Here is a 22288-nt window from a genome sequence, read left to right as displayed (position 1 = left end):
TTTACACCTAGGCTATACACTGACGTAAAACGACACATTTAGAGATGAAAAAAATTTGTAAAAATAATTTCAGGCAAAATATTTGTTAACCTTTTTTACATAATTGGTTGACAATACCGGTTACCAGATATAGTTTCATATTAGAAATTGGATGTTATCTCAACAACGTGGTCCGAGGTAACGAATGAAAGTCGTCTGTGTAGACGTATCAACTGAACAAGGTGAATTTATTATGTCAAAACCAACAATTGGCTTTATCGGCCTGGGTCTGATGGGCGGTAATATGGTTGAAAATTTACAGAACAAAGGGTACGACGTAGTAGTAATGGACCTTAATAAAGAGGCTGTGGAGAAATGTACTCAGCGCGGTGCGAGAACCGTATCGACCGCAGCGGAGTTAGCACAATCGGTTGATATCATTATGCTTTGTTTGACCACATCAGCTATTGTTGAAAAAGTTGTTTATTCGGAGAATGGCATTCTAGATGGAATTAAGGAAGACAGTATAGTGATCGATTTTGGTACCTCAATACCGGCATCGACACGCAAAATAGGAAAAGACCTTGCCAGTAAAGGTGCAGGCATGATTGATGCTCCGCTGGGGAGAACCCCTGCCCATGCGAAAGAAGGCAAACTGAATATCATGGCGGCGGGGGATCCCAAAACGTTTGAAAAGGTAAAGCCGGTTTTAGAAGATCAGGGTGAAAATGTCTTTCATCTGGGCGACCTGGGAGCCGGTCATACCACCAAACTCATTAACAACTTTATCGGTATGACTACCGTTTGTGCCATGTCTCAAGCCTTTGCCATTGCCGACATGGCTGGGGTAAATAAGCAACAGCTGTTCGATATTATGTTTGCTGGCCCGTCGAGCTCTCCTTTTATGCAGTTTTGTAAAAACTATGCAGTCGACAATGTCAGTGACCTGGGCTTCTCAATCGCAAATGCAAACAAGGATTTGGGCTACTTCTTGAAAATGGTGGATGATCTTGGCACTACCAGTCTCATTGCCAATGGGTCGTCTTCGAACTTGCAGGCAGCTTTTGATGCAGGATTGGGAAAGGGAAATGTGCCTGAAATTTATGACTATTTCCGTGCCCTGAAAAAAGCATAATTGGCCTGACCGTTAAGGGACTCAAAATGATGATGTTACTCCAGACTCCTGCGTTTCGCGTTTCATTGGTATCGTTGTTACTCACCGCGTTACCAGTATTCGCGAAAAATTATCATGTGCAAACCATGGCAGAGTATCAGACAGTGGTACCTCAACTTCAGCCAGGCGACAGTTTGATTTTGAGAAATGGTGTCTGGAACGATGTTAATCTGATATTTAAAGGCAAGGGTACTGCATCTTCGCCCATTTATCTAAAAGCCGAAACCCCCGGACAGGTCGTTTTGTCGGGTCAATCAAGCTTAAGACTTTCAGGGCACTATTTAATCGTTGATGGTCTTTTGTTTAAAGATGGGTTTTCCCCCAGAAGCGCAGTCATCGAGTTTCGTGAAAATGATGACGCTTTGGCGTTTAACTCCCGAGTGACCAATACCGTTATTGATAACTTCAGTAATCCGGATAAGCAGGAGTCGGATTATTGGGTGGCGATGTATGGTAAACATAATCGTCTTGACCATAGCCATTTTATCGGGAAGAAAAATAAAGGGGTAACCATAGCAGTTCGGTTATCCGGTGAAGCTAGCCAGCAAAATTATCATCGTATCGACCATAATTATTTTGGTTATCGACCTGTGTTTGGTTCAAATGGTGGAGAAACATTACGAATTGGCACAAGTCATTATTCGCTTTCTGATTCTTTTACGCATGTTGAAAATAATTATTTTGACCGAACCAATGGCGAAGTTGAAATTATTTCAGTTAAATCAGGTAGTAACGTGTTACGGGGAAATGTGTTTTATGAGGCTAGAGGAACACTTACCTTACGACATGGCAATAATAATTTGGTCGAAAATAATATCTTCCTCGGTAACAGCAAAGATCATACGGGCGGCATCCGCGTCATTAATAAGGGCCAGGTTGTCCGTAATAATTACCTGCAAGGTCTGACTGGTCATCGTTTTGGCAGTGGTTTCGCGGTCATGAACGGAGTGCCTGACTCACCGATTAATCGCTACCATAGAGTAGAAGATGCCACCATTAGCAATAACAGCTTTGTAGACGTTGACCATATCCAGCTTGCAGTCGGCAGCGATGCTGAGCGCACGGCAACACCCATTTCCAGTACTTTCGCAGATAACCTGATTGTTAACCACAATGATACCAGCCCATTTTCTCTTTTCGACGATGTGAGCGGTATTAAGTTTGTTAACAACGTTGCCAACACCTCTGTTCCAGCAGCACTATCCCGTGGTACACAAACTCAACCTGTCCACCTGGAGCAGCACAGCAACGGGTTATTTTATCCCAGACTAGCCAACCAAGACATTGGTGTAGCAAGAGATCTAAAGGTAATAGATAAGGCTGAGACGGGTGTTTCCTGGTATTCGAAAGATTACCCGGTCATCGCGTTTGATACGGGTAAAACGATTGCAGTAGAAGCCAATTACGAAGCGTTAGAGCGCGCCATAGATGATGCCGATGCAGGAGACATACTGGAAATCAGTGCAGGTAACCTGACAGTGCCGTCCGTTATCTACCTTAGCAAACCGTTAACAATCCAAGCCGCCAAAAACGCCAATGTCAGCATTACCTTCGAACGCTCAACCCTATTTGAAATTCAGAACGGCGGCAGCCTTAAGCTTAGCAACTTACAGATTTCCGGTGAGAAAAGCCCGGATACGCACAGTAACAGTGTTGTTAGAACACAAAAGTGGGGCATGACCGACAATTATCGGTTTGAGATCCATAATTCCCATATCTCCAATCTCGATATCAATCATTCGTTTCAGTTTTTCGCCAGTGGAAAAGGCGCATTCGCCGACCACATTATCATCAGCAACACTAAATTTGAGCGGATCAGCGGACACATTTTACAACTGGATAATGAACATGAAGATCTCGGCATATACAATGCTGAATACGTTACCGTAACTAACAGTCAATTCACGGATGTCGCAGGTACCATCGCTACTCTTTATCGAGGCGGAACCGATGAAAGTACCTTTGGCCCTCACTTTACCCTCGAAGGCAACCAAATAAAGCGGGTGGGTACAGGTAAGCGCAACAAAACCGAAGCCTCTGTACTCTTACATGGGGTTCAAATGTCGTCCATCACCGGCAATATATTCGAAGCATGCCAACCTATCGTCATTCGTCACACAGTGGCTGAGCCGCAAACAAAGATTATCAACAATCAGTTTAAGAACACGGCCTCTCCAGACATTACCGAGTTGAACAGCGCTTCACCTCATACCGCTATCATCCGCAACAATAAGGTACTGTAAGGTATGCTACTACGTATTTCATCCCGCACTGTATATCAACCTTTTGCCTTGATATTCCTCCTTATATGGGCTGTTGCATCTTTTGCCGCTGAGTCGAAGCATCCTCATTTAATTGTCACCAACGCTGATATTGAACAGATGCGTTTGGCGCTCGCAGATAAGGGACGTTTTCATTCGGCATTTGAAAAAGAAAAGCAACGTATTGATAGGTTGATTAAAGAATCTATTAACGTGCCCGTCCCCAAAGATGGCGGTGGTGGCTACACCCACGAACAACATAAACAGAACTATCAGGCGATGTATACCGCGGGCATGTTTTATCAGTTAACCCAACAACAAAAATATGCTGAGTATGTTCGTAATATGCTGCTTGATTACGCCGAGCTGTATCCTACTCTCGACGTGCATCCCAAGCGTAAAGTAAAGTCACAGAATCCGGGTAAGCTATTCTGGCAAAGCCTTAACGAAGCAATGTGGTTGGTGTACACCATCCAGGCTTACGATCTGGTTCACGATGCACTAAGCGCTGAAGAAAGACAGAAGATAGAACAACAGTTGCTTCGTCCTGTTGCTATCTTTTTGTCTGAGGGACAACCTTCTACCTTCGATAAGATTCATAATCACGGCACCTGGGCCACAGCTGGCGTCGGTATGGCCGGTTATGTACTGGACGAACCTGAATGGGTAAAGAAAGCCCTGTATGGATTGGATAAATCTGGCAAAGCCGGTTTTATCAAACAATTGGATGAACTGTTTTCACCTCAAGGATACTACAACGAAGGCCCCTATTATCAACGTTTCGCCCTGTTACCTTTTGTCACCTTTGCACGCGCGGTAGATAGAAATGATCCCGATCTTAAGATCTTTCAATATCGCGATAGCGTGTTACTAAAAGCCATCGACACCACTATCCAGTTAAGTTACAACGGCCTTTTTTATCCGATTAACGATGCGATTAAAAGTAAGGGTATCGAAACAATTGAACTGGTTCATGGTGTAGCCGCCGCTTACGCGATCACCAAGGATCCCATCTATCTCGATATCGCTCAACAGCAGAATCGAATTGTACTGACCGCTGATGGCATGCAAGTCGCGAACGCCCTCGACGAAGGCAGCGCTAAACCGTATCCGTTTAAATCGGTTGCCTTTGGCGACGGCCGGGACGGTGACCAAGGGGCGTTGGTGGTTATGCGGGCTGAGCAAAACGGCGAGCAGGCGCTTTTGTTTAAACCCGCTTCGCAGGGGTTGGGACATGGTCATTTCGACAAACTTACCTGGCAATTTTACGATAAAGGTAACGAAATTGTCTCTGATTACGGTGCCGCCCGTTTCTTAAACGTGGAAGCTAAATTTGGCGGGCGTTATCTGCCAGAGAACGAAAGCTTTGCCAAACAGACGATTGCGCACAATACGGTGGTCGTAGACGAAACCAGTCATTTTGACGGTGATGTCGACAAGGGTAATCAGCATTGGCCCCGTCTGATCACGTTTAATAACAATCAGTTTGGTACCTTGGCGGCTGGCAGCATTGACTCAGCTTACCCAGATACCCGTCTTGACAGAACGTTGGCGCTGGTCAATCTCAGCGAACTAAAGCGCACAATCGTTATTGATATTTTTACCGTAAACGGAAACGCGCCCCACCAGTTTGATCTACCGCTTTACTATTCGGGTCAAATCATTGACACAAATTTTCCCTATCAGGCAAATACAACTTCAATGCATGCAGTGGGAAAGAAGAATGGATATCAGCATCTATGGTTAACCGCATCAGGCACACCGGACAGCGGCCTGGCGAAAGTAACCTGGCTGAACGAAAACGGTCGCTTTTACACCGTTAGCAATTTGGTCGATGGTCGCGAGACATTTTTATTTGCGCAAACAGGGGCGAACGATCCCGATTTTAATTTACGCAATGAAAAAACCATCATACGTCGTGTTGCAGACAGCCCGCGTCATACTTTTTTCGCTGTGCTGGAGCCGCATGGGGAATACAACCCAAGTGAAGAATACACATTAAATGCGGACAGTGATGTCTCTTCTATTCAATACAGCAAAGAAGGTTCGTTGAACCTGGTTGAAGTTGAAATTGCGGAGCACCGCTATTTGATAGCGCTGGACACAGCGAAAACACCCACCTCAGATGGTTTTTATTATAACGGTCAATCGTTCGCAATGCAGAAAGGGTTAACCGTTCACCTTCTTAACCGCCAGCAGGAGTAATTATTATGCAAAAACAAAGCGCACATTTTCTGTTCGCAGACCAAACTGATATTGAAGATCTGGGCGGCGGATTGAAACGACAGATGCTGGGCTATAACCACGAATTAATGGCGGTGAAAGTCTGGTTCGATAATGGAGCTGAAGGTTACACCCACAAACACCGGCATTCCCAGGTGACCTATGTAGAACAGGGTGAGTTTCACTTTCGGATTGGAGACGAAACAAAAGTACTTAAAGCAGGTGACAGTTGTTTAATCCCGCCGAATGTAGAGCATGGTGCAGTTTGTCCAACTGGCGGCATTTTGATCGATACATTCAGTCCGGCCCGCGAAGATTTTATAGAGGCACAAGACGATGCAAATTAAAGGATTGCGCTGGTGGGTAATCTCACTTATCGCACTGGCAACAATTATCAATTACATTGATCGACAGGCGCTAAGCGTTCTTTGGCCTGATATTGTAGAAGAAGTATTCCCCGATAAGTCGGCGCTCGAGCGAAAGCAAATCTACGCCAACATTTCTATTGTTTTCGTTCTTGCCTATGCGTTTGGGCAGGCCATATTTGGCAAGATTTTCGATTGGATCGGCACCCGCATTGGCTTTTTGCTTTCAATTGGTGTGTGGTCACTGGCCACTGTCGCCCACGCATTTGCTCAGGGAATGTTAACTTTCAGCATCTTCCGCGCCATACTGGGTGTTGCAGAGGCGGGGAACTGGCCGGGTGCGACAAAGGGGAGTGCCGAATGGTTTCCGATAAAGGAACGGGCACTGGCACAAGGGATTTTCAATTCTGGCGCAGCAATCGGTGGGATAATTGCAATTCCTCTTATCGCTTTTCTAACAGTGTACTTTAAATGGCAAATGGTTTTCGTCGTGGTCGGCCTGGTAGGTTTTATATGGCTAGTGCCCTGGCTGATTCTGGTAAAAGCCCCCCCAGGTTCGCACCCATGGTTAACCGCGGAAGAGCGTGAATATATTTTAACGGGTCAAAGACGGAAGCTGGAACATGATGCAAACGGGCAGCCCGAAGAGGAGTTTGCACCTTCAACAACCGAACTGCTTTCGCGCAAAGAAAGCTGGGGGGTGATAATTGCCTCTGCTGCCATTGACCCAATCTGGTGGCTGTTTGTGTTTTGGATACCGATTTACCTTAACGAAGTCTATGGCATGGATGTGAAAGCAATAGGCATCTACGGTTGGGTGCCCTATGTAGGCGCTATGTTTGGAGCATGGTTTGGTGGGCTTCTGGCGCAAAATCGATTAAAAGCAGGCTGGACCGCAAATAAAACACGTAAGCTGGTTATCACCTTAGGCTGTGTGATCATGCTCCCCGCACTATTGATGATGTCAGATCCAGGTGAGCCAACTTACGCAGTACTGATAATGGCAGTCATTCTATTTGGTTTTCAGACAGCAATTGGCAATGTGCAGACCTTACCTAGCGACTTGCTTGGAAAACAAGCTGTAGGAACACTGGCCGGGTTTTCAGGGATGGCGGCAAAGTTCGGTGCCATGGGATTAACAGCGCTTGTCCCCATGCTTACCGCTGACGGCAATTATACCCCAGCCTTCATCATCGGCGCCTCACTGGCGATCACGGCGGTCGCAGCAGTATGGTTACTGATTCCAAATATTGCACCACTTAAGAAGAAAGGCTGAATTTATGAAAACTATACATTTTTTCGGCGAATGCATGATGGAATTGAAACCCACATCCGACAATATGATGGCCCAGTCATTCGCCGGAGACATTTATAATGCTGCGGTTTATTTAAAGCGATGCTTCCCCAAGCTGACCTCGTCGGTAATAACAGCAATTGGCCAGGACTCAATTAGCGACAAAATGTTAGCTCACTTTGAAACAGAGCAGATAAGTACAGAGTGTGTTTTTCGCCACCCTGATAAAACCATTGGCATTTATTTGATTGAAACCGATGACACAGGTGAACGAAGCTTTGTCTACTGGCGGTCAGATTCGGCGGCCCGGGATACCATGCGCTTTATCCCAGAAGCAAAACTGGCGCAATTTGTATCTGGCGATGTATTTTTCTTCTCTGGCATTCCCCTGGCGATCATGCATGCTGAACATCGAAATGCGTTTTGGTCGATGCTTGAAAACCTTAAAGCCAGAGGCCTCACCATCGTTTTTGATCCAAACTATCGTGCCGCACTGTGGCAGTCTCAACAATTTGCGATTGCCGAGTTTGACAAGGCGCTTTCACTGTCAGATATAGCATTACCTGGATTGGAAGATTTCGAAGTGTTATACCAATTTAGTTCAACCAATGACGTGGTAAGACACTGTCAGCATCTTGGTGTCAATGAAGTGGTAGTAAAAAATGGACCCGCATCGGTCGTCACTTGCAGCCAGGGCGAGATTCAGGCGCATATAATCGAGCCGGTCAAAAATGTCGTCGACACCACCTCTGCGGGTGATGCGTTTAACGGTGTTTTTCTGGGCGCGCGATTATCCGGCTACTCCATCAGCGATGCCGTTCGCTACGCAGCAAAAGCAGCAGGTGCGGTCATTCAATTTCCTGGTGCGATTGCACCAAAAAACGAATTTTTAAAGGCAATAGCCTAATTAACCTTTTTATCTAGAGCAACAATCTTATGACGAATTTTTCCACCTTGATGGGCGAACAAAAATTACTGCCGATTATTCAGGCAAACACACCCGAAGAAGGTGTACACATTGCCACAGCTATGCAAGCGGCCGGCTTATCGCTGGTGGAAGTGGTATTACGTACCGAGGCTTCAATGGAAGCTTTGAAAGCCATCAAAGCTTCCATTCCTTCGCTACAGGTGGGTGCAGGGACAGTGCTCAACGAAAAGGTTCTTGAGCAGGCTTTAACGTCGGGAGCCGACTTCATTGTAACGCCAGCCGTTTCCAGTCATTTACTTAACGTATTGCAAACATGTGGAAAACCCGTCTTACCTGGCGTTTCAACCACGAGCGATATTCTTCTGGCGCAAGAGTGTGGGTTTAATGAGCAAAAGCTGTTTCCCGCAGCGCTTGCCGGCGGTGCTCCCTTTTTATCGGCCATGTCATCAATTTTCAATACGGTGAGATTTTGTCCTACCGGAGGGATCACCCAGGAAAATCAGTGTGATTATCTAAGCCTAAATAATGTTCTTGCCGTGGGCGGTACCTGGATGGCTCAAAAAGAGTGGGTGGAACAGCGTCAATGGCAAAGAATTACTGACGCTTGTTTAAGCGCGGTGGCGAATCACTGATTTTTTTGCTGTTATTAAGGAGGGTTGAAGCTTAAGAGGCGCGGTTGTGATAGCCAGAATTTTATACTTATTCCTTTTATATATAGCGTGCTTACCACTACGCGCTGAGCATGAAGAATTTCTTGTTAACCTTCCGGAAGCAATAAAGGAAACCTCAGCGCGAAAGCCTGTTACTGAATTCTTTGATAAGGTTTACCAGGCGATCGATATTAAACCAACCTATGTTCATTTACCTGCCCGCAGAGGATTCTTGAATTTACGGCAACATAAAATCCATGCGGAAGGATATCGCGCTCAGGAAGTGGGGCAACGTGAATTTGGTGACCTGTACAGAATTAATATTCCACTGGCATCGGTACGCATAGGTATTTTTTGTCTCAATAAAACATCATGCACGATTAGTGCGGATCAGACCTATGCGATTCAACGAAGCTTTGAACACGGGCAAGCGATTTGTGAACAATTAGCCATAACATGTAAGTATGAGCAGAGCCAGGGCGCTATCACGAAATTGCTTTACCGTAACGTTGTAGATGCAGTTATCTCACCCTACCCCGCCTACGAATCTTACCTGTGTCGGTCACGTCACCCTGTAGCCTACTTTAAAGAGCTTTCGGATTACGCATTTACCATCTACCATTACACGAATTTACGGGATGATGAAATGCGTCGTCGACTAGAAGATGCGCTTGGTAAAAGTCTAAACGAATCGCCTTCACCGTTTGCGGTATTTTATGCGGATCCAAGCTTAGCGGTATGCGGCAAAATAATTAAAGAAGTAATCTCATAAAACTCGGCACACTTTTAAATGATGTGGGCGCGCAAAGCGTCCCGCAGCTTTACACATAACGAAGTAATTGACTCTGTTATTCTCTCAAAATCTTCTGATATAGAGATGAAATCAGTATGTAAATCACACAATTTCGTCTAAAAACTTTATATACCGGTTCACTCAATAATACTTTGATTATCCCGTAACCAACTGAATTATAAGGCCGGCATCGGATTTGCGTGGTTAACTGTGAATTCACAGCGAAAGGAGAAATCAATGAATTTTAAAAATACATTACTTTCTACCGCAATTGCTGGCGCAATTTTCTCAACCTCTGCGTTGGCAGCAACAACGAATTCATCAGCATCAGCTAATGAGCTTGCTGCTTTTGACGACGATACCTGGATTACGGTAAATGGAGAAATCGAAAACATTCATACGGACAGCTTTGTGGTGAAAACCGGCGATAACCGTATAACGGTAGAGTTTGATGACGGAGATAACGACGCCGATGCGCTTGCGTTTGAAGCAGGCGAAAAAGTCACTGTTTCAGGCAAAGTCGATAAGGATGTATTCTCAGACACCGCATTGGATGCTTCGAGCGTGTTCGTTCATGATCATAATACCACTTACGTATCCAATCCTGACGATCGGGTCGTTTATGATCGCTATATTGCTACCGCGGTAGTGCCTGAGAACTTTGACGATATCACGATGATTGGTACGGTCGCTAAGGTCGATGATGATACGTTCGAGCTTTCCGCTGCCGATGCCACGGTCAAGGTTGATGTCAGTGAGCTGAGTGGCGAACCCCTGGAAGAGAGCGGTTTCCTGAACATTGAAACCGGCGATCGCGTGAAAGTTGATGCGACCATGGGTGATACCTTTTTCTCCGAAGGTACGGTGGTGGCCAACACGCTGATCCAAATGAGTGATGTCAGTGAAAGTTAATGTTTACTGATTAATAAACATTATCTGAAGTGGGGCCTTCCTGGCCCCGCCTCTGTTTGTCCATAATAAACTTACCGACTTACTTTACTGTGTGACTCTTTCACAATAAGCCTGCAGAGTTATTTAGCCTTTCATCACTTCATCAAACAATGCAGTGAATTGATCTAATCCTTCGCGCAGATGCGTTTCCGGAATGGTCAAAGGTGGCAGGAAACGAATAACGTTACCGTAAAAGCCACATGCCAATAAAATCAAGCCGTAATCAAGCGCCTTGCCGATGACAGCTTTAGTCAGCGCCGGGTTAGGCACAGCCGGGTCACCCTCGCTCATCAGTTCAAGGGCAATCATGGCACCGTGGCCACGCACCTCAGCAATAACCTTAGGGTATTTGGCTTTCAGTGCGTTCAGGGTTTCGTAGAATCGCCCTTCAATCATAGTGGCGCGCTCGGCCAGCTTTTCTTCTTTGATCACATCCAGCACGGCCACCGCTGCGGCGCAGCCCAGTGGCGAACCACCGTAAGTGCCACCCAGGCCACCCACGGGTGCCGTATCCATCACATTCGCTTTACCCACTACCGCAGAAATCGGAATACCACCGGCAATGCCTTTGGCCATGGTCATTAGATCTGGTTCGATATCAGCGGCTTCGGTGTAGAACATGTGTCCGGTGCGGGCGAAGCCTGACTGAATTTCATCACAAATCAGCATAATCCCATGCTCATCGCACAGGGCCCTGAGTGCTTTAAGGAATTCTGGTGGTGCAACGTAAAAGCCACCTTCTCCCTGAATGGGCTCAATGATGATAGCGGCCACATCTTTCGGTGAAATATCCACTTTCATCAGCATCGCTAATGCGGCCAGACTTTGTTCTGCAGTGATGCCATGCAGCGGATTAGGAAAGGGCGCATGGTAAATCTCGCCGGGAAACGGCCCAAAAAAATCTTTGTAAGGAGTGATCTTGCCCGTCAGGCCCATGGTCAGGTTGGTTCTGCCATGAAAACCGCCGTTAAACGCGATTACGCCGCGGCGACCAGTGTGGGCGCGGGCAATTTTCACCGCGTTTTCCACCGCCTCGGCGCCAGTGGTAACAAACATGGCCTTTTTCGGGCTGTCGCCAGGCGCCAGCTGGGTCAGTTTTTCTGCCAGTTCAACCGCACTTTCATAAGGGTTTACCATAACGCAGCTATGACTGAACTTTTCCATTTGATCATTCACCGCTTTTACGATTTTAGGGTGCGCATGGCCTGTATTACACACCGCGATGCCCGTACCAAAATCCAGATAGCGGTTCCCTTCTACGTCCCACATTTCAGCGTTTTTTGCGTGGGAAACGTAAACTGGGTACAGGTTTCCCTGACCATTGGCAAACACGGCCTGTTTACGTTGTTGCAAAGTTAGATTTGTTGCCATGTTAATAACCTCCAAGGCAGCGATATTGTATTGATAAATAGTCGTCCAGGCCGTATTTTGAGCCTTCGCGACCAAAGCCTGATTGCTTTACCCCACCAAAAGGAGCGGCGGGGTTGGAAATAGCGGCATCGTTGATGCCGACCATGCCATAGTCCAGTTGTCCGGTCACGCGACGAATGCGGGCGTGATCATGGGTAAAAAGGTAAGCTGCCAGGCCGTACTCAGTCTGATTTGCCAGCGCAATTGCCTCTTCTTCTGAGGAAAATGAGGTTACCGTAACCACCGGGCCAAAGATCTCCTCGTTAAATATTCGCATGGTATTGGTGACATCGGTAAGTATAGTAGGTGGATAGAAAGCACTGTCGTCCCAGTCACGTGTGTAATGGGTATCTGCGCCTTCGTTGAGCGCGTGTTGCACCAGCGCATCCACATTTGCTGCTGCCTGCTCACTGATAAGCGGCCCCATATCAGCCCCCTCCAGTCCATTCCCCTGGGTCAGGCTGGCAACCTTTTCCGTTAACGCATTAACAAAGGCCGCATGCACATCCTGATGCACCAGAAAACGGTTAGCGCAGACACAGGTTTGCCCGGCATTTCTGAATTTGGCCAGCATCGCACTGTTAACTGCCATATCAATGTCGGTATCATCAAATACGATAAAGGGCGCATTGCCACCTAATTCCATCGATACACGCTTCACTGTAGACGCACAGTCTTTGATAAGCTGCTGTCCCACCCGCGTCGAGCCGGTAAATGAAAACTTTGCCACCTGAGGTGACTGGGTGAGTACCCGTCCTAATCCTTTGGCATCGGTGCCAGTCACAATGTTCAGCACGCCCGCAGGAATACCCACTTCCTCTGCCAGTTTCGCCATGGCCAGTGCGCTTAACGGTGTTTCTGCCGCCGAACGGCCTACAAAAGTACAGCCAGCCGCTAACGCCGCAGCCGCCTTGCGCGCGATCATCGCATTAGGGAAGTTCCACGGCGTTACCGCGCCCACCACGCCCACTGGCTTCTTAACCACCTGAACAGTTTGACCTTGATGCAAACCATCAAAGATATCACCATTGATGCGTTCGGCTTCGCCGGCAAACCAGCGAATATAACCTGCACCATAGTTTATTTCGCCCAGCGCTTCAGTCAGGGGTTTACCCTGCTCCAGCGTCAGCAGATGCGCCAGTGCATCGCGATGTTCGATCAGTTTGTCATACCATGCCATCAACAGACGGCTACGCTCCAGGCCGGTGGTGTTACGCCAAGTGATGAACGCATCAGCAGCACAGGCTATCGCATGTTCCATTTGCTCAGGCTGCGCATTGGCCAGCGTGGTAATTGGGTTGCCGTTCGCTTTGTTCCTAACCACAAAAACATTGTCACTTGAATGCCACTGCCCATCAATATAGGAACCGGGCATAATCAGTGATTGAAAATCGTGTGCCATAAAATCTCCGCCTGGCAAGTTATGTGGCTATTGAAACAGCTGCAATAAGATCGTTAAATAACAAACATTCAACGTTTAGTTTGATGGAGTAAAACTTTTGAAAATCGCGGGCAGGGCAATCACCGAGTACGATCTTAAGTTATTGAAAGTATTTAAGTCAGTGGTGGAAAATGGCGGCTTTGCCGCTGCTGAGGACGAATTAGGCATTACTCGTTCCACCATTAGCGTGCACATGAACAACCTGGAAACCCGCATGCGATTAACGCTATGCCATCGCGGTCGCGGGGGATTTGTACTGACTCCGGATGGGCAAACGGTATACCAAGCCTGTCTACCTTTGTTTGCAGCACTGGGCGATTTTTCAAACGCTGTGTCCCAGCTCAGCGATGATATCAGCGGCCCGCTGGTGATTTTTCATGCTGACGTTCTTGACGAAGCGCGCCACCGCTTACTGGCAGCCACCATCAATACATTAATGAAGCAAGCGCCTGGCCTGAGCATTACGCTTGACGGTGATCGCATCGAGAATATTGAGCAGGCGTTGCTCAAAGATAAGGCACACGTGGGTATCTTCCCCGGCTACCGCAAAATGGCAGGCTTGGCCTATACTGACACGTTGAACGAGCCAATTTATCTGTGTTGCCTGCGCTCTCATCCACTGGCCCAGTTGGACGATAACACTATTACCGATGAGGATATCGCCGGTTACCCAGCAGTGGTACCTGGGGTGGAGATCAGTCAGGAAGGCCGCGAACAGCTGAAAAAGCTTACCCCCGGCGCGTATGCTTACCAGTTTGATTCACGCAAGGCATTGATCGCGTCAGGCCGCTATATTGGTTATTTGCCCGGCAGTTATGTGCAAAACGAAGTGCAGAATGATGAGTTCAGGCTGATTTGCCCTGCCCGCTATCAGTACAATTTCGCCCAGTCGCTGGTGCACAAGCAAGTACCTGCTGAACCTAAAAAGGTCGCACTATTTACTCAGGTACTGAACACACATATTCAACATAGTGATACCTGGTCAGCTACCCTCAAGTAAGCCTGTGTTTTGCAGCATGTTTTTCACGCCGGTAAGCTGAGAAGCGAACCGCTGCCACTGGCCGATGCTGCGCGTATTAACCGGCTGTCGCACCTGAACCGCGCTACCGGTGGTAACAGTGGTGTTGCGCTGATAAAAGTGGAAGCAGTCGTTTTCGAAAGGGATATCGCAGTAGTCGGTGATGCGCTGCATTTGCTTTAAGGGCGCGTTAACCAGCGACTCATAACTTACTTCCAGTAACCTGTCGCCAAGTAGCTGTTTCCAGTGACTCATTAATTGACTGTAAGCAATGTAATATTCGGCAATTTCTTCCAATTGATAGGAAAACGGATACGCATGGGTGAATAAATGCTTGTACACCGACCACACCGTGTCCATCGGATGACGTGTGATGTGGATAAGCTTTGCCTGCGGTAGTGCCTGATGAATCAGTCCCAGATAAAGAAAGTTTAGCGGAAGCTTATCAGTAAGCACGCGGTTACCCTGACGATAATCTTTCACTGCATCCGCATAACGCTGACCGATGGTGGCAAAATCACAGCTGGCGGCTTGTTCTATTGCCTGTTGGATTGACTCCGGTCGTGCAACTTTATTCACTTCAGCCATCATGCTACTGGCGAAGGCATTGAGCTCTCCACCCATTGCTACCCCGGTATGAGCGCCAAGCAGATTCTCCACTAGCGTGGTGCCACTTCGCGGCATTCCGACAATAAAAATATGGCCCTTACCACTATACTGGCGACGCGCGGCTTGCCCACGGTCAAACCATTGTGAAGAAAAGGTAGAGGCAATCGCCGCCATTATCGTTTTGTCATTGGCCACATCATAATTTAAGTAACGTCGGCGCAAATCCGCCCCAGCCTTATAAGCATTGAAGCATGCGTCGTTATCACCACCATCTTCATATAACTTGCCCAGCGCGTAACAGGCATGGACCCGCTGTTTCGGTGGATGGGTTTCAGCAGTGAGTGAGGTCAATATATCGACCAGTTTGCCCTCAGCATGCTGTTTACGCAGGTTTGCACGCAGCCAATGTGCTTCGGCGTCCTGAGGCTGTTTGCTCAGATGACAATCCAGCGCCGTTTCTGCCGCGCTGATATCTCCGGTGATACGTAGCGTAGTGGCCAGATTATAATGATACGTCGGGTGCGCAGGTGTCTGGGTGCAGCAGCGCTGGTAGAGCTTAGCCGCCCTGATAAAGTCGTTGGCCTGACAACACCAGTATGCTGCTTCGGCAAGCTGCTCAGTAGAGGGGGATGTCAGACTATCCAAATGAGTTTGAATAGCCTGTTGTGCATTCAAAAATTGACCGGCCTCAAGCTGAGGCCGGATAAGCTGTTCCAATCACCTGCTCCTAGAACTGATATTGCAGAGCGACACCGATGGTTCGTGGCTGAGTGATGTAGGATTTGGACGCGTTTCCGTAGAAGTTTTCTTCTGGATCCGTTCCCATGTATCCCTCTGACAGCACGCCGGTTACGCCCTCTTCATTAAATACGTTTTTCACGTACAGGGTAGCGCTCCAGTTCTCAGCATGTAAAGTGCTACTTAAATTCGCTATCCAGAATGACGGCAACATAATATCAAAAACAGGGTTATCACCTAATGCATTGCGGGAATCAGACTGATAGTAAGCACTCGCTCTGCTTAACAGGTAGAAATCGCTGTTAAGCTCCTGATAGTGCTCTAAGCTTGCACTGAAAGTATGTTTGGCGGTACTGGGTAACCGTTCACCTTTAACTGCACGCAATACTTCGGAGGGGTTATCCTGAGTGCCTGCCGGAATATACAAATCATCGGTCAGCTCTGCATCGGTAAAGGCATACTGAACGCCATATTGTAATGAATCGGTCAGGTAGCCGCGGGTTTCAAATTCTACCCCCTGGGTGCGTGCCGATACGCCGTTAATGGCGGCGTAAAAACCCCAGTTGGGCGTGGTGACGTTAAGCTGTGGATCTTCCCAGTCCATGCGGTAGAGAGTAAGGGCATAGAAGGTCTCACCTGTATTGCCTTTCACACCCAGCTCGTAATTGGTTACCGAGTCAGACGCGTAATTTAAATACTCCGGGTTTTCAGCAAAACCACCGGTGAGTGGCACCGCGCTGGTACCACCACGTCGGTAACCTTCCGACACGGTACCGTATACCATCATTTCGTCACTGACATCATAGGACAGGTTAACCTTGAACAAGGTATCGCTTTCTTCGGTGGTCGCACCCACTTCAGCTGCGCCCGGGTAAATTGGCAATTCAATTTCAGTATCGTTGGCAATTTCATTGTCGAATCGACGCAAGCCGAAAGTCAGGTCCAGATCCGTGTTGACATGCCAGGTCACTTCACCAAACACGGACACATCTTTCACATCACCATTATCGCGATAGCGAAAGTCCTGATCGGTAAGGGTACCGCCCCAGCTTGCCAGTGTCTCATCAAAGCCGCTGGCCTGCGCCCATTCGGTAAAGCCCGGCATCAGGCTGTCCTGTGTGGCACGGGTTTCCTGATCAAGGTAAAACGCACCTACAATCCAGTCAAACGTTTCACCTGGGTTGGATACCAGGCGCACTTCCTGGCTGAAGCCTTCGTCTTCGTATGAACGCACCGCGCTGGCCATCGGACGTGGAGAGCCACCATAGAACCAGGCGAACCAGTTATTTTGCGCATAAAATCCGGTGTTATCACTTACTGAGCTGCCTGTATGCTCGTAATCAGAGGTACTGGAAGACAGAGTGGCAAAACCTAAATTCCACTCAATTTCCAATGCCATCAAGTCGACTTTACGCTCAGATGGCTCAAGCTGGATGGCCCCGTTTTCGTACTCACCGTAGTTCTGCTCTGTACCTGAAACCCAGTTGGTGCCTGTGGTCACCTGACGACGGCCACCAATTTCATCTGACTGGTACTGATAGGAAAGTAAGGCACTGAATGCCTCAGTAGGCGAGAACAATAATGACGCGCGACCATAATCGATATCTACCGTATCGGCATCTTCTACACTGCGAAATACCGGGTCGCCATTGGCAACGTCGTCACCTTGTGCAATGGGGTCACCCTCAGCATTGAGCTGATAGACGTTGGTGTAATCAACGATGCCGTCATTGCGGATAACACCGGCGTTTGCGCGAAATGCCATCGTGTCGGCCAGGGGAATATTAATCAGGGCGTCATAGTTTTGATTAAACCCTTCTGAGCCTTCGCTTTGGCTCACCGCGCCTTTCACGCTGCCACTTAAGTAGTCCAAATCAGGACGGTTCATGCGGTAGCGCACGGTACCCGCTAAAGCGCCTGAACCGTAAAGGGTTCCCTGCGGCCCACGCAGTACTTCTACCGCTTCGATATCTTTAAGGATAAAGTTAGCGAACAACGGCGTGTCATTGACATACGAGGATACCGTTGGGGCTGCGTTCAACGCGAAGTCGCCATTGCCAGAGGTGTCGACGTTCATTCCACGGATGATAATATTATTCAGTACCCCTGAGTTGCGGTAGCCACGATCCACCGCGGTTACGCCAGCAACATTGCGGATCATTTCCACGGTATCAACAATGTTTCGCTCTTCGAGCTGGCTGCCGTTAATAACCGACAGGTTATACGGGGTTTCTTCTACGGTAGACACACGACGTGACGAAGTGACTTCGATACGTTCAACCACCCGCGCTTCCGTTTCTTCGTTGGTTTGTGCTACCACCAGGTTGCTATAGAGTGCCGCGCCCATGGCGACTGCCATAGGGGTTAAAGAAAAGTGTGTTGCTTTCGTTGGTTTCATCAGTCTGTTCCCCTTTAATCTCTTTTTTATATTTGATCTGACTGTAAAAATTATGTGTTAGGTGTGTTAGGGCCAGTTCTATTTTTTATTCAGGCCAGATTGTCTGGTTTTTTCAATGGCCCTAATCCATCGAGTGTTTTTGAACGGGCATCCGGTTGATATTGCGGATAAGCGACGGGATGATCGCGAAAGCTTTTAAGCGGCTGTCCCAGCCCCTGCCATCCCCGCTCTCGCACGCGGCGAACTAAGGCAAAATCGACATCGAACAGGATGACATCGTGTTCGCCAGTTGATTGATGAATCACTTCACCACCCGGCCCTACAATAATGGAGCGGCCTACGCCCATCGGCGACGCGGCGTTAATATCGACCATGTAGCATTGATTGGTGGCCGCGTTACTGCGTGCAATCGACAATTCCACATCGCGATCAATGGTGTTGGTCAGGGTAGGATGAATAATCACTTCGGCGCCCTGCCAGCATAACGCTCGCACGGTTTCGGGAAACCACATGTCATAGCATATAGACAGGCCAATGGTGCCCAAACCGGGAATGGTAAACACGCAGGGTTCACTTCCGGCTGAGATGCCTTCTTCGTAGGGAAGAAATGGAAACATTTTACGGTACCGCGCCACCACTTCGCCGTCGGGAGACATAACGGAAGTGGTGTTATAAACGCGATTTTCGGCCCGTTCAAACAACGACCCATTGACCAGCCACACCCCGGTTTGGGCTGCCAGCTTCGCATAACGCGCTTCGGTATCGCCGGGCAGCGGCTCGGCGTGGCGTGGTGCAGGGCCAAAGGTAGCTAATTCAGAAAGTACAACCATCCCAACGTGGGGAAAGCGCTTTTTAACGCTGCTCACTTCCCTGGCGATAGTGTCAAAGTTATTTTGGTTCGCGGGTAATGCTAGCTGCAAACCAGCGATACTCATGACCGTCATGTTCACTCTCCTGTCAGTCGTGGGATCGATGTCCTGTTGATTGACAGAGTAAACACCCTGTTAGTTGCTGAGTAGGTCCAGATTTGGGTTGCCAGTAGGGCCAGTGTCACGGTTTAGTGTAATTGGCCGCATCTACCAGTTTACCGTTGCGCACCCAGTGAATGCGACTGTCGGTGACGAAAATATCGAACCCCAGTAACTCACCGTACGACCATTGCTGCCATTGACGGTACCAGATGTTGTCTTTTAACCACCAGGTGCCGGTATCGTATTTTTCATCATGGTGCCCTTCCACCCCTTCCATTTGGCCATCGGCAAACAAAGTGATGCGATAGGGGTCGCCAAATACGGTGTGGCCGGTAAACGTCACATCGGCCATAAAGCGTTTTAGTGCTTCGCCGGTTAAATGCTGTCCAAACGAGGGATCGCCGTCGGCTTTAATGTCATCGATCAGTTTTGCCAGTTCCTCAATGCCTGGACGAATTTTTTCTTTGGGCAGACTGCGCACCCCCAAGCGGAAATACGAGTCCGGCTTTTCTTTGCCACCGTAAAACCGATCTACCGGCTCAATCAAAATCCCTTTTTCGGCGGCTGCTGCGGCAAATTTGTGGCTGTTTAATCCGGGCGGACCTTTTACCCAACAGGTACTACCGCCCATGGTTTCGCTGGTGACAATATAGGGGCCTAAGTAATGGTTCAGCGCTTCGCGCAGTTCCTGCCAGCGTTCATTAATCGCCTGATAGAGTCGGCGCATGGTCATATCGTAATAACCTAACGACAGAAACAGCGCCATGATGCGCTGATTATTGGCTGGCGGATGCCGCAACATCAGGGCGCGAAGTTTACGCGCGCGTCTGATTAAGTCAGGACTGGCGACCATAAAACCCAGGCGTAAGCCCGGCGCTAGCGCTTTGGAAAAGCTGGAGATGTAAATCACCCTACCCTGACTGTCCAGGCTTTTTAGTGCCGGGTTGGGGTTACTGATAAAATTGGCTTCGCTTTCATAATCATCTTCAATCACGATAAAATTGTCTTGATTGGCCTGCGCTACCAACGCTTCGCGTTTGTCTCGGGACATGGTCACGGCGGTGGGTACCTGATGACTGGGAGTGACATACAGCAACTGAGTCTGCGGCGATATATCCGCCAGCGCAATGCCGTCTTTTTCGATTCCGGCAAAGCGTACTGGACATAGGTTGTGCTGCGCCAGTTGACGCATACCCTGATAACCCGGTTCTTCCATGGTCAGCAGAGTTGAAGTGTTCATTAGCAATCGGCTGACCAGGTACAATGCCTGCTGCGAACCCAGGGTAACCAGAATTTCCTCAGGACGGGCTTGAATACCGCGACGGGGCAACACCTTAGTGCGAATTTCATGGATCAGACTGGGATCATCTTCATAACCACTGTCCCGTGCCCAGCTTTTAATTTCATCCACGTTCAAACTAATGCGTGAACATTCGCGCCATTGATTTAACGGAAACAATGACTGGTCATACTGGCCTTCGATGAAAGGGTAGCGATAATCTTCCCAGTTGTCTGGATAGGGAGGCGACGACGCTTCAATGGAAGTGGGGTTGCATACACTGCTCCAGTCAAACTGGTTTTCTGTAAGTTGGTCATTTTGACAGCTTTCCGCATGCTCATCGAACACATGTGAACTGACAAAGATGCCGCTGCGCTCACGGCTGAGCAGATAGCCTTCATCGATAAGTTGCTCGTAAGCCGCCACTACGGTATTGCGCGATACCCCAAGCAATTCGGCCAATTTGCGCGACGATGGCATGCGCGATTCAGCTGCGAAGTAGCCGTTTAAAATGGCGTCTATAAGTTTTCGCTGCAGCTGGCGCTGCAGGCTTGTGGTTCCATCGTCGTCAAGGGTAAAAAGGTGTTGCAGCATATTCTTCTTATTTTCATCAGCTCACCCCATCCTGAACGGTTTTGTCCAACTTATCAAGTAACCGGGTAGGGTACAGACAGATAAACAGGCAGCCGGCCAGCGCAATGGCGGCAACGTTTATCAGTACGGTATATTCCCCTGAACTGAGCACCAATGCAGAAGCTAGCGGCCCTGACGCCAGCCCGGTTTTGGAGGCGAAACCTCCCAGTGCAGCCATCTTGCCTTCTTTATCAAACTCGGCACAAATACCCAGCAGGTAAGCAATACAAAACGCCCAGGTGATCCCGACCAATACATTCGCGGCCCAGAACACGCTTTGTGAGGCGCTATAATGTAACGCAATGGTTGCCAGCAGTGTAAGGGTGGTGGCAATAAACAACGGATAGGTACGACCGAACCGGGTAGAGAAAACAATGACCAACCAGGCGCCAACCAGACCGGCCCAGGCTGAAATGCCTAAGGTGGGTGAAATGAACTCCAGGGTAAGGCCGTATGATTTGCCCAAATCGATGATATAGGCATACAGGCCCATATTGGCCGCCTGAAACAAAAATACCGACAGCAGTGCCGCGCACAATGGACGCCAGCGGACCTCGCCACCAATGGTAGGTTTGGGCACATCTTCTACGCGGTAAGCAGGCAGTAAAAATAACATAATCAAACTGACGGCACTAAAAGCAATCAATGACAAAAATAAAGCGGAGGTGCCATACACCGGCGCCAGCGGTGGCAAGAACATCACGCCAAGTCCACCGAGCCCGAATTGGACAAACAATAAGTAACCAAAGGTTTTATGCACAAGACTGACCCGGGCGATAACCGCGAACGCCACGCCGACTAAGGTGCCACCCAATATGCCGTGAAATCCACGCACCAGCTTCATGGTCAGGGGGTCGGTCACCCACATCGAAATGCCATCAAATGCCATTAATCCAAACAGCAGCGCCATCGCCAGTGGCTTCCAGTTACCGCGTGAGATAATAAACACAGCGCCTAAAGCGCCAATCGCGGCACCATAAATATTAAACGAAGCGACTAACCCTGCATCTGCACGGCTAAACCCCAGCGAGTCAATAAGGCCCGACACTATAGCCGGCATAATATTCACATAGAACAAACCCGCCGTGGCTAAAAATGCCAGCATGATGCGGGCGATCATTCCTTCAGGCTCTACCGTTGTTGCTGATTTCATAGAATTACTACTCAGTGCAT

17 protein-coding genes are annotated in these 22288 nt (G+C 48.5%); 10 read left to right on the top strand and 7 right to left on the bottom strand.

Features of this window, described 5'->3' with window-relative positions; all coding sequences use genetic code 11:
• Window positions 1–232 precede the first annotated feature (232 nt).
• From HCJ96_RS09645 to HCJ96_RS09605, 9 genes are all read left to right on the top strand, one after another.
• Complete coding sequence (locus HCJ96_RS09645; protein ID WP_169210847.1) at window positions 233–1114, top strand: NAD(P)-dependent oxidoreductase; 882 nt, start codon at window positions 233–235, stop codon at window positions 1112–1114.
• 29 nt (window positions 1115–1143) lie between these two features.
• A complete protein-coding gene (locus HCJ96_RS09640; protein WP_169211139.1) occupies window positions 1144–3396 on the top strand; it encodes a polysaccharide lyase 6 family protein in 2253 nt (750 codons plus the stop codon).
• Window positions 3397–3399: 3 nt separating this feature from the next.
• Window positions 3400–5619 carry a heparinase II/III domain-containing protein gene (locus tag HCJ96_RS09635; RefSeq protein ID WP_169210846.1) on the top strand — a complete coding sequence of 740 codons (2220 nt, stop codon included), beginning with the start codon at window positions 3400–3402 and terminating at the stop codon, window positions 5617–5619.
• A gap of 5 nt (window positions 5620–5624) precedes the next feature.
• Window positions 5625–5984, top strand: coding sequence for a cupin domain-containing protein (locus HCJ96_RS09630; protein ID WP_169210845.1), 360 nt, complete (start codon window positions 5625–5627; stop codon window positions 5982–5984).
• A complete protein-coding gene (locus tag HCJ96_RS09625; RefSeq protein ID WP_169210844.1) occupies window positions 5974–7278 on the top strand; it encodes an MFS transporter in 1305 nt (434 codons plus the stop codon). Before HCJ96_RS09630 ends, HCJ96_RS09625 begins: the two co-directional genes overlap by 11 nt.
• A 4-nt stretch (window positions 7279–7282) precedes the next feature.
• The gene (locus HCJ96_RS09620) at window positions 7283–8203 is read left to right on the top strand and encodes a sugar kinase (RefSeq protein WP_169210843.1); all 921 of its coding nucleotides are present in this window, start codon (window positions 7283–7285) and stop codon (window positions 8201–8203) included.
• Window positions 8204–8232: 29 nt separating this feature from the next.
• A complete protein-coding gene (eda, locus tag HCJ96_RS09615; RefSeq protein WP_169210842.1) occupies window positions 8233–8856 on the top strand; it encodes a bifunctional 4-hydroxy-2-oxoglutarate aldolase/2-dehydro-3-deoxy-phosphogluconate aldolase in 624 nt (207 codons plus the stop codon).
• Window positions 8857–8902: 46 nt separating this feature from the next.
• Window positions 8903–9646 carry a hypothetical protein gene (locus HCJ96_RS09610; RefSeq protein WP_169210841.1) on the top strand — a complete coding sequence of 248 codons (744 nt, stop codon included), beginning with the start codon at window positions 8903–8905 and terminating at the stop codon, window positions 9644–9646.
• A gap of 258 nt (window positions 9647–9904) precedes the next feature.
• Window positions 9905–10579, top strand: coding sequence for a NirD/YgiW/YdeI family stress tolerance protein (locus tag HCJ96_RS09605; RefSeq protein ID WP_169210840.1), 675 nt, complete (start codon window positions 9905–9907; stop codon window positions 10577–10579).
• 123 nt (window positions 10580–10702) lie between these two features.
• On the opposite strand, the gene gabT is transcribed toward HCJ96_RS09605, so the two are convergent.
• A complete protein-coding gene (gene gabT / locus HCJ96_RS09600; RefSeq protein ID WP_169210839.1) occupies window positions 10703–11989 on the bottom strand; it encodes a 4-aminobutyrate--2-oxoglutarate transaminase in 1287 nt (428 codons plus the stop codon).
• 1 nt (window position 11990) lies between these two features.
• On the bottom strand, window positions 11991–13430 hold the full coding sequence (locus HCJ96_RS09595) for an NAD-dependent succinate-semialdehyde dehydrogenase (RefSeq protein WP_169210838.1): 1440 nt from the start codon (window positions 13428–13430) through the stop codon (window positions 11991–11993).
• A 97-nt stretch (window positions 13431–13527) separates the two neighbouring features.
• Here HCJ96_RS09595 and HCJ96_RS09590 point away from each other — a divergent pair, with 97 nt between their 5' ends.
• A complete protein-coding gene (locus tag HCJ96_RS09590; protein ID WP_169210837.1) occupies window positions 13528–14469 on the top strand; it encodes a LysR family transcriptional regulator in 942 nt (313 codons plus the stop codon).
• Here HCJ96_RS09590 and HCJ96_RS09585 read toward each other — a convergent pair.
• The 5 genes from HCJ96_RS09585 to HCJ96_RS09565 all read right to left on the bottom strand — a co-directional run bounded on the left by HCJ96_RS09585 (window position 14452) and on the right by HCJ96_RS09565 (window position 22268).
• A complete protein-coding gene (locus tag HCJ96_RS09585; protein ID WP_169210836.1) occupies window positions 14452–15813 on the bottom strand; it encodes a tetratricopeptide repeat-containing sulfotransferase family protein in 1362 nt (453 codons plus the stop codon). The two genes, HCJ96_RS09590 and HCJ96_RS09585, sit on opposite strands and share 18 nt — an antisense overlap.
• A gap of 10 nt (window positions 15814–15823) precedes the next feature.
• Window positions 15824–18232, bottom strand: a complete 2409-nt coding sequence (locus tag HCJ96_RS09580) for a TonB-dependent receptor (RefSeq protein WP_169210835.1) — start codon at window positions 18230–18232, stop codon at window positions 15824–15826.
• A gap of 89 nt (window positions 18233–18321) precedes the next feature.
• Window positions 18322–19176: a carbon-nitrogen hydrolase family protein gene (locus HCJ96_RS09575; protein ID WP_169210834.1), complete on the bottom strand. Its 855-nt coding sequence runs from the start codon at window positions 19174–19176 to the stop codon at window positions 18322–18324.
• A 106-nt stretch (window positions 19177–19282) separates the two neighbouring features.
• Window positions 19283–21076, bottom strand: a complete 1794-nt coding sequence (gene pdxR, locus HCJ96_RS09570) for a MocR-like pyridoxine biosynthesis transcription factor PdxR (protein ID WP_169210833.1) — start codon at window positions 21074–21076, stop codon at window positions 19283–19285.
• Window positions 21077–21092: 16 nt separating this feature from the next.
• A complete protein-coding gene (locus HCJ96_RS09565) occupies window positions 21093–22268 on the bottom strand; it encodes an MFS transporter (protein WP_169210832.1) in 1176 nt (391 codons plus the stop codon).
• Between the last annotated feature and the right edge of the window lie 20 nt (window positions 22269–22288).

The sequence above is a fragment of the Alteromonas ponticola genome, assembly GCF_012911815.1.
In the GTDB taxonomy this organism is placed as follows: Bacteria; Pseudomonadota; Gammaproteobacteria; order Enterobacterales; family Alteromonadaceae; genus Alteromonas; species Alteromonas ponticola.
The sequence above is the reverse complement of the archived record's forward strand: the minus strand, read 5'-3'. Positions and strand labels throughout refer to the sequence as shown.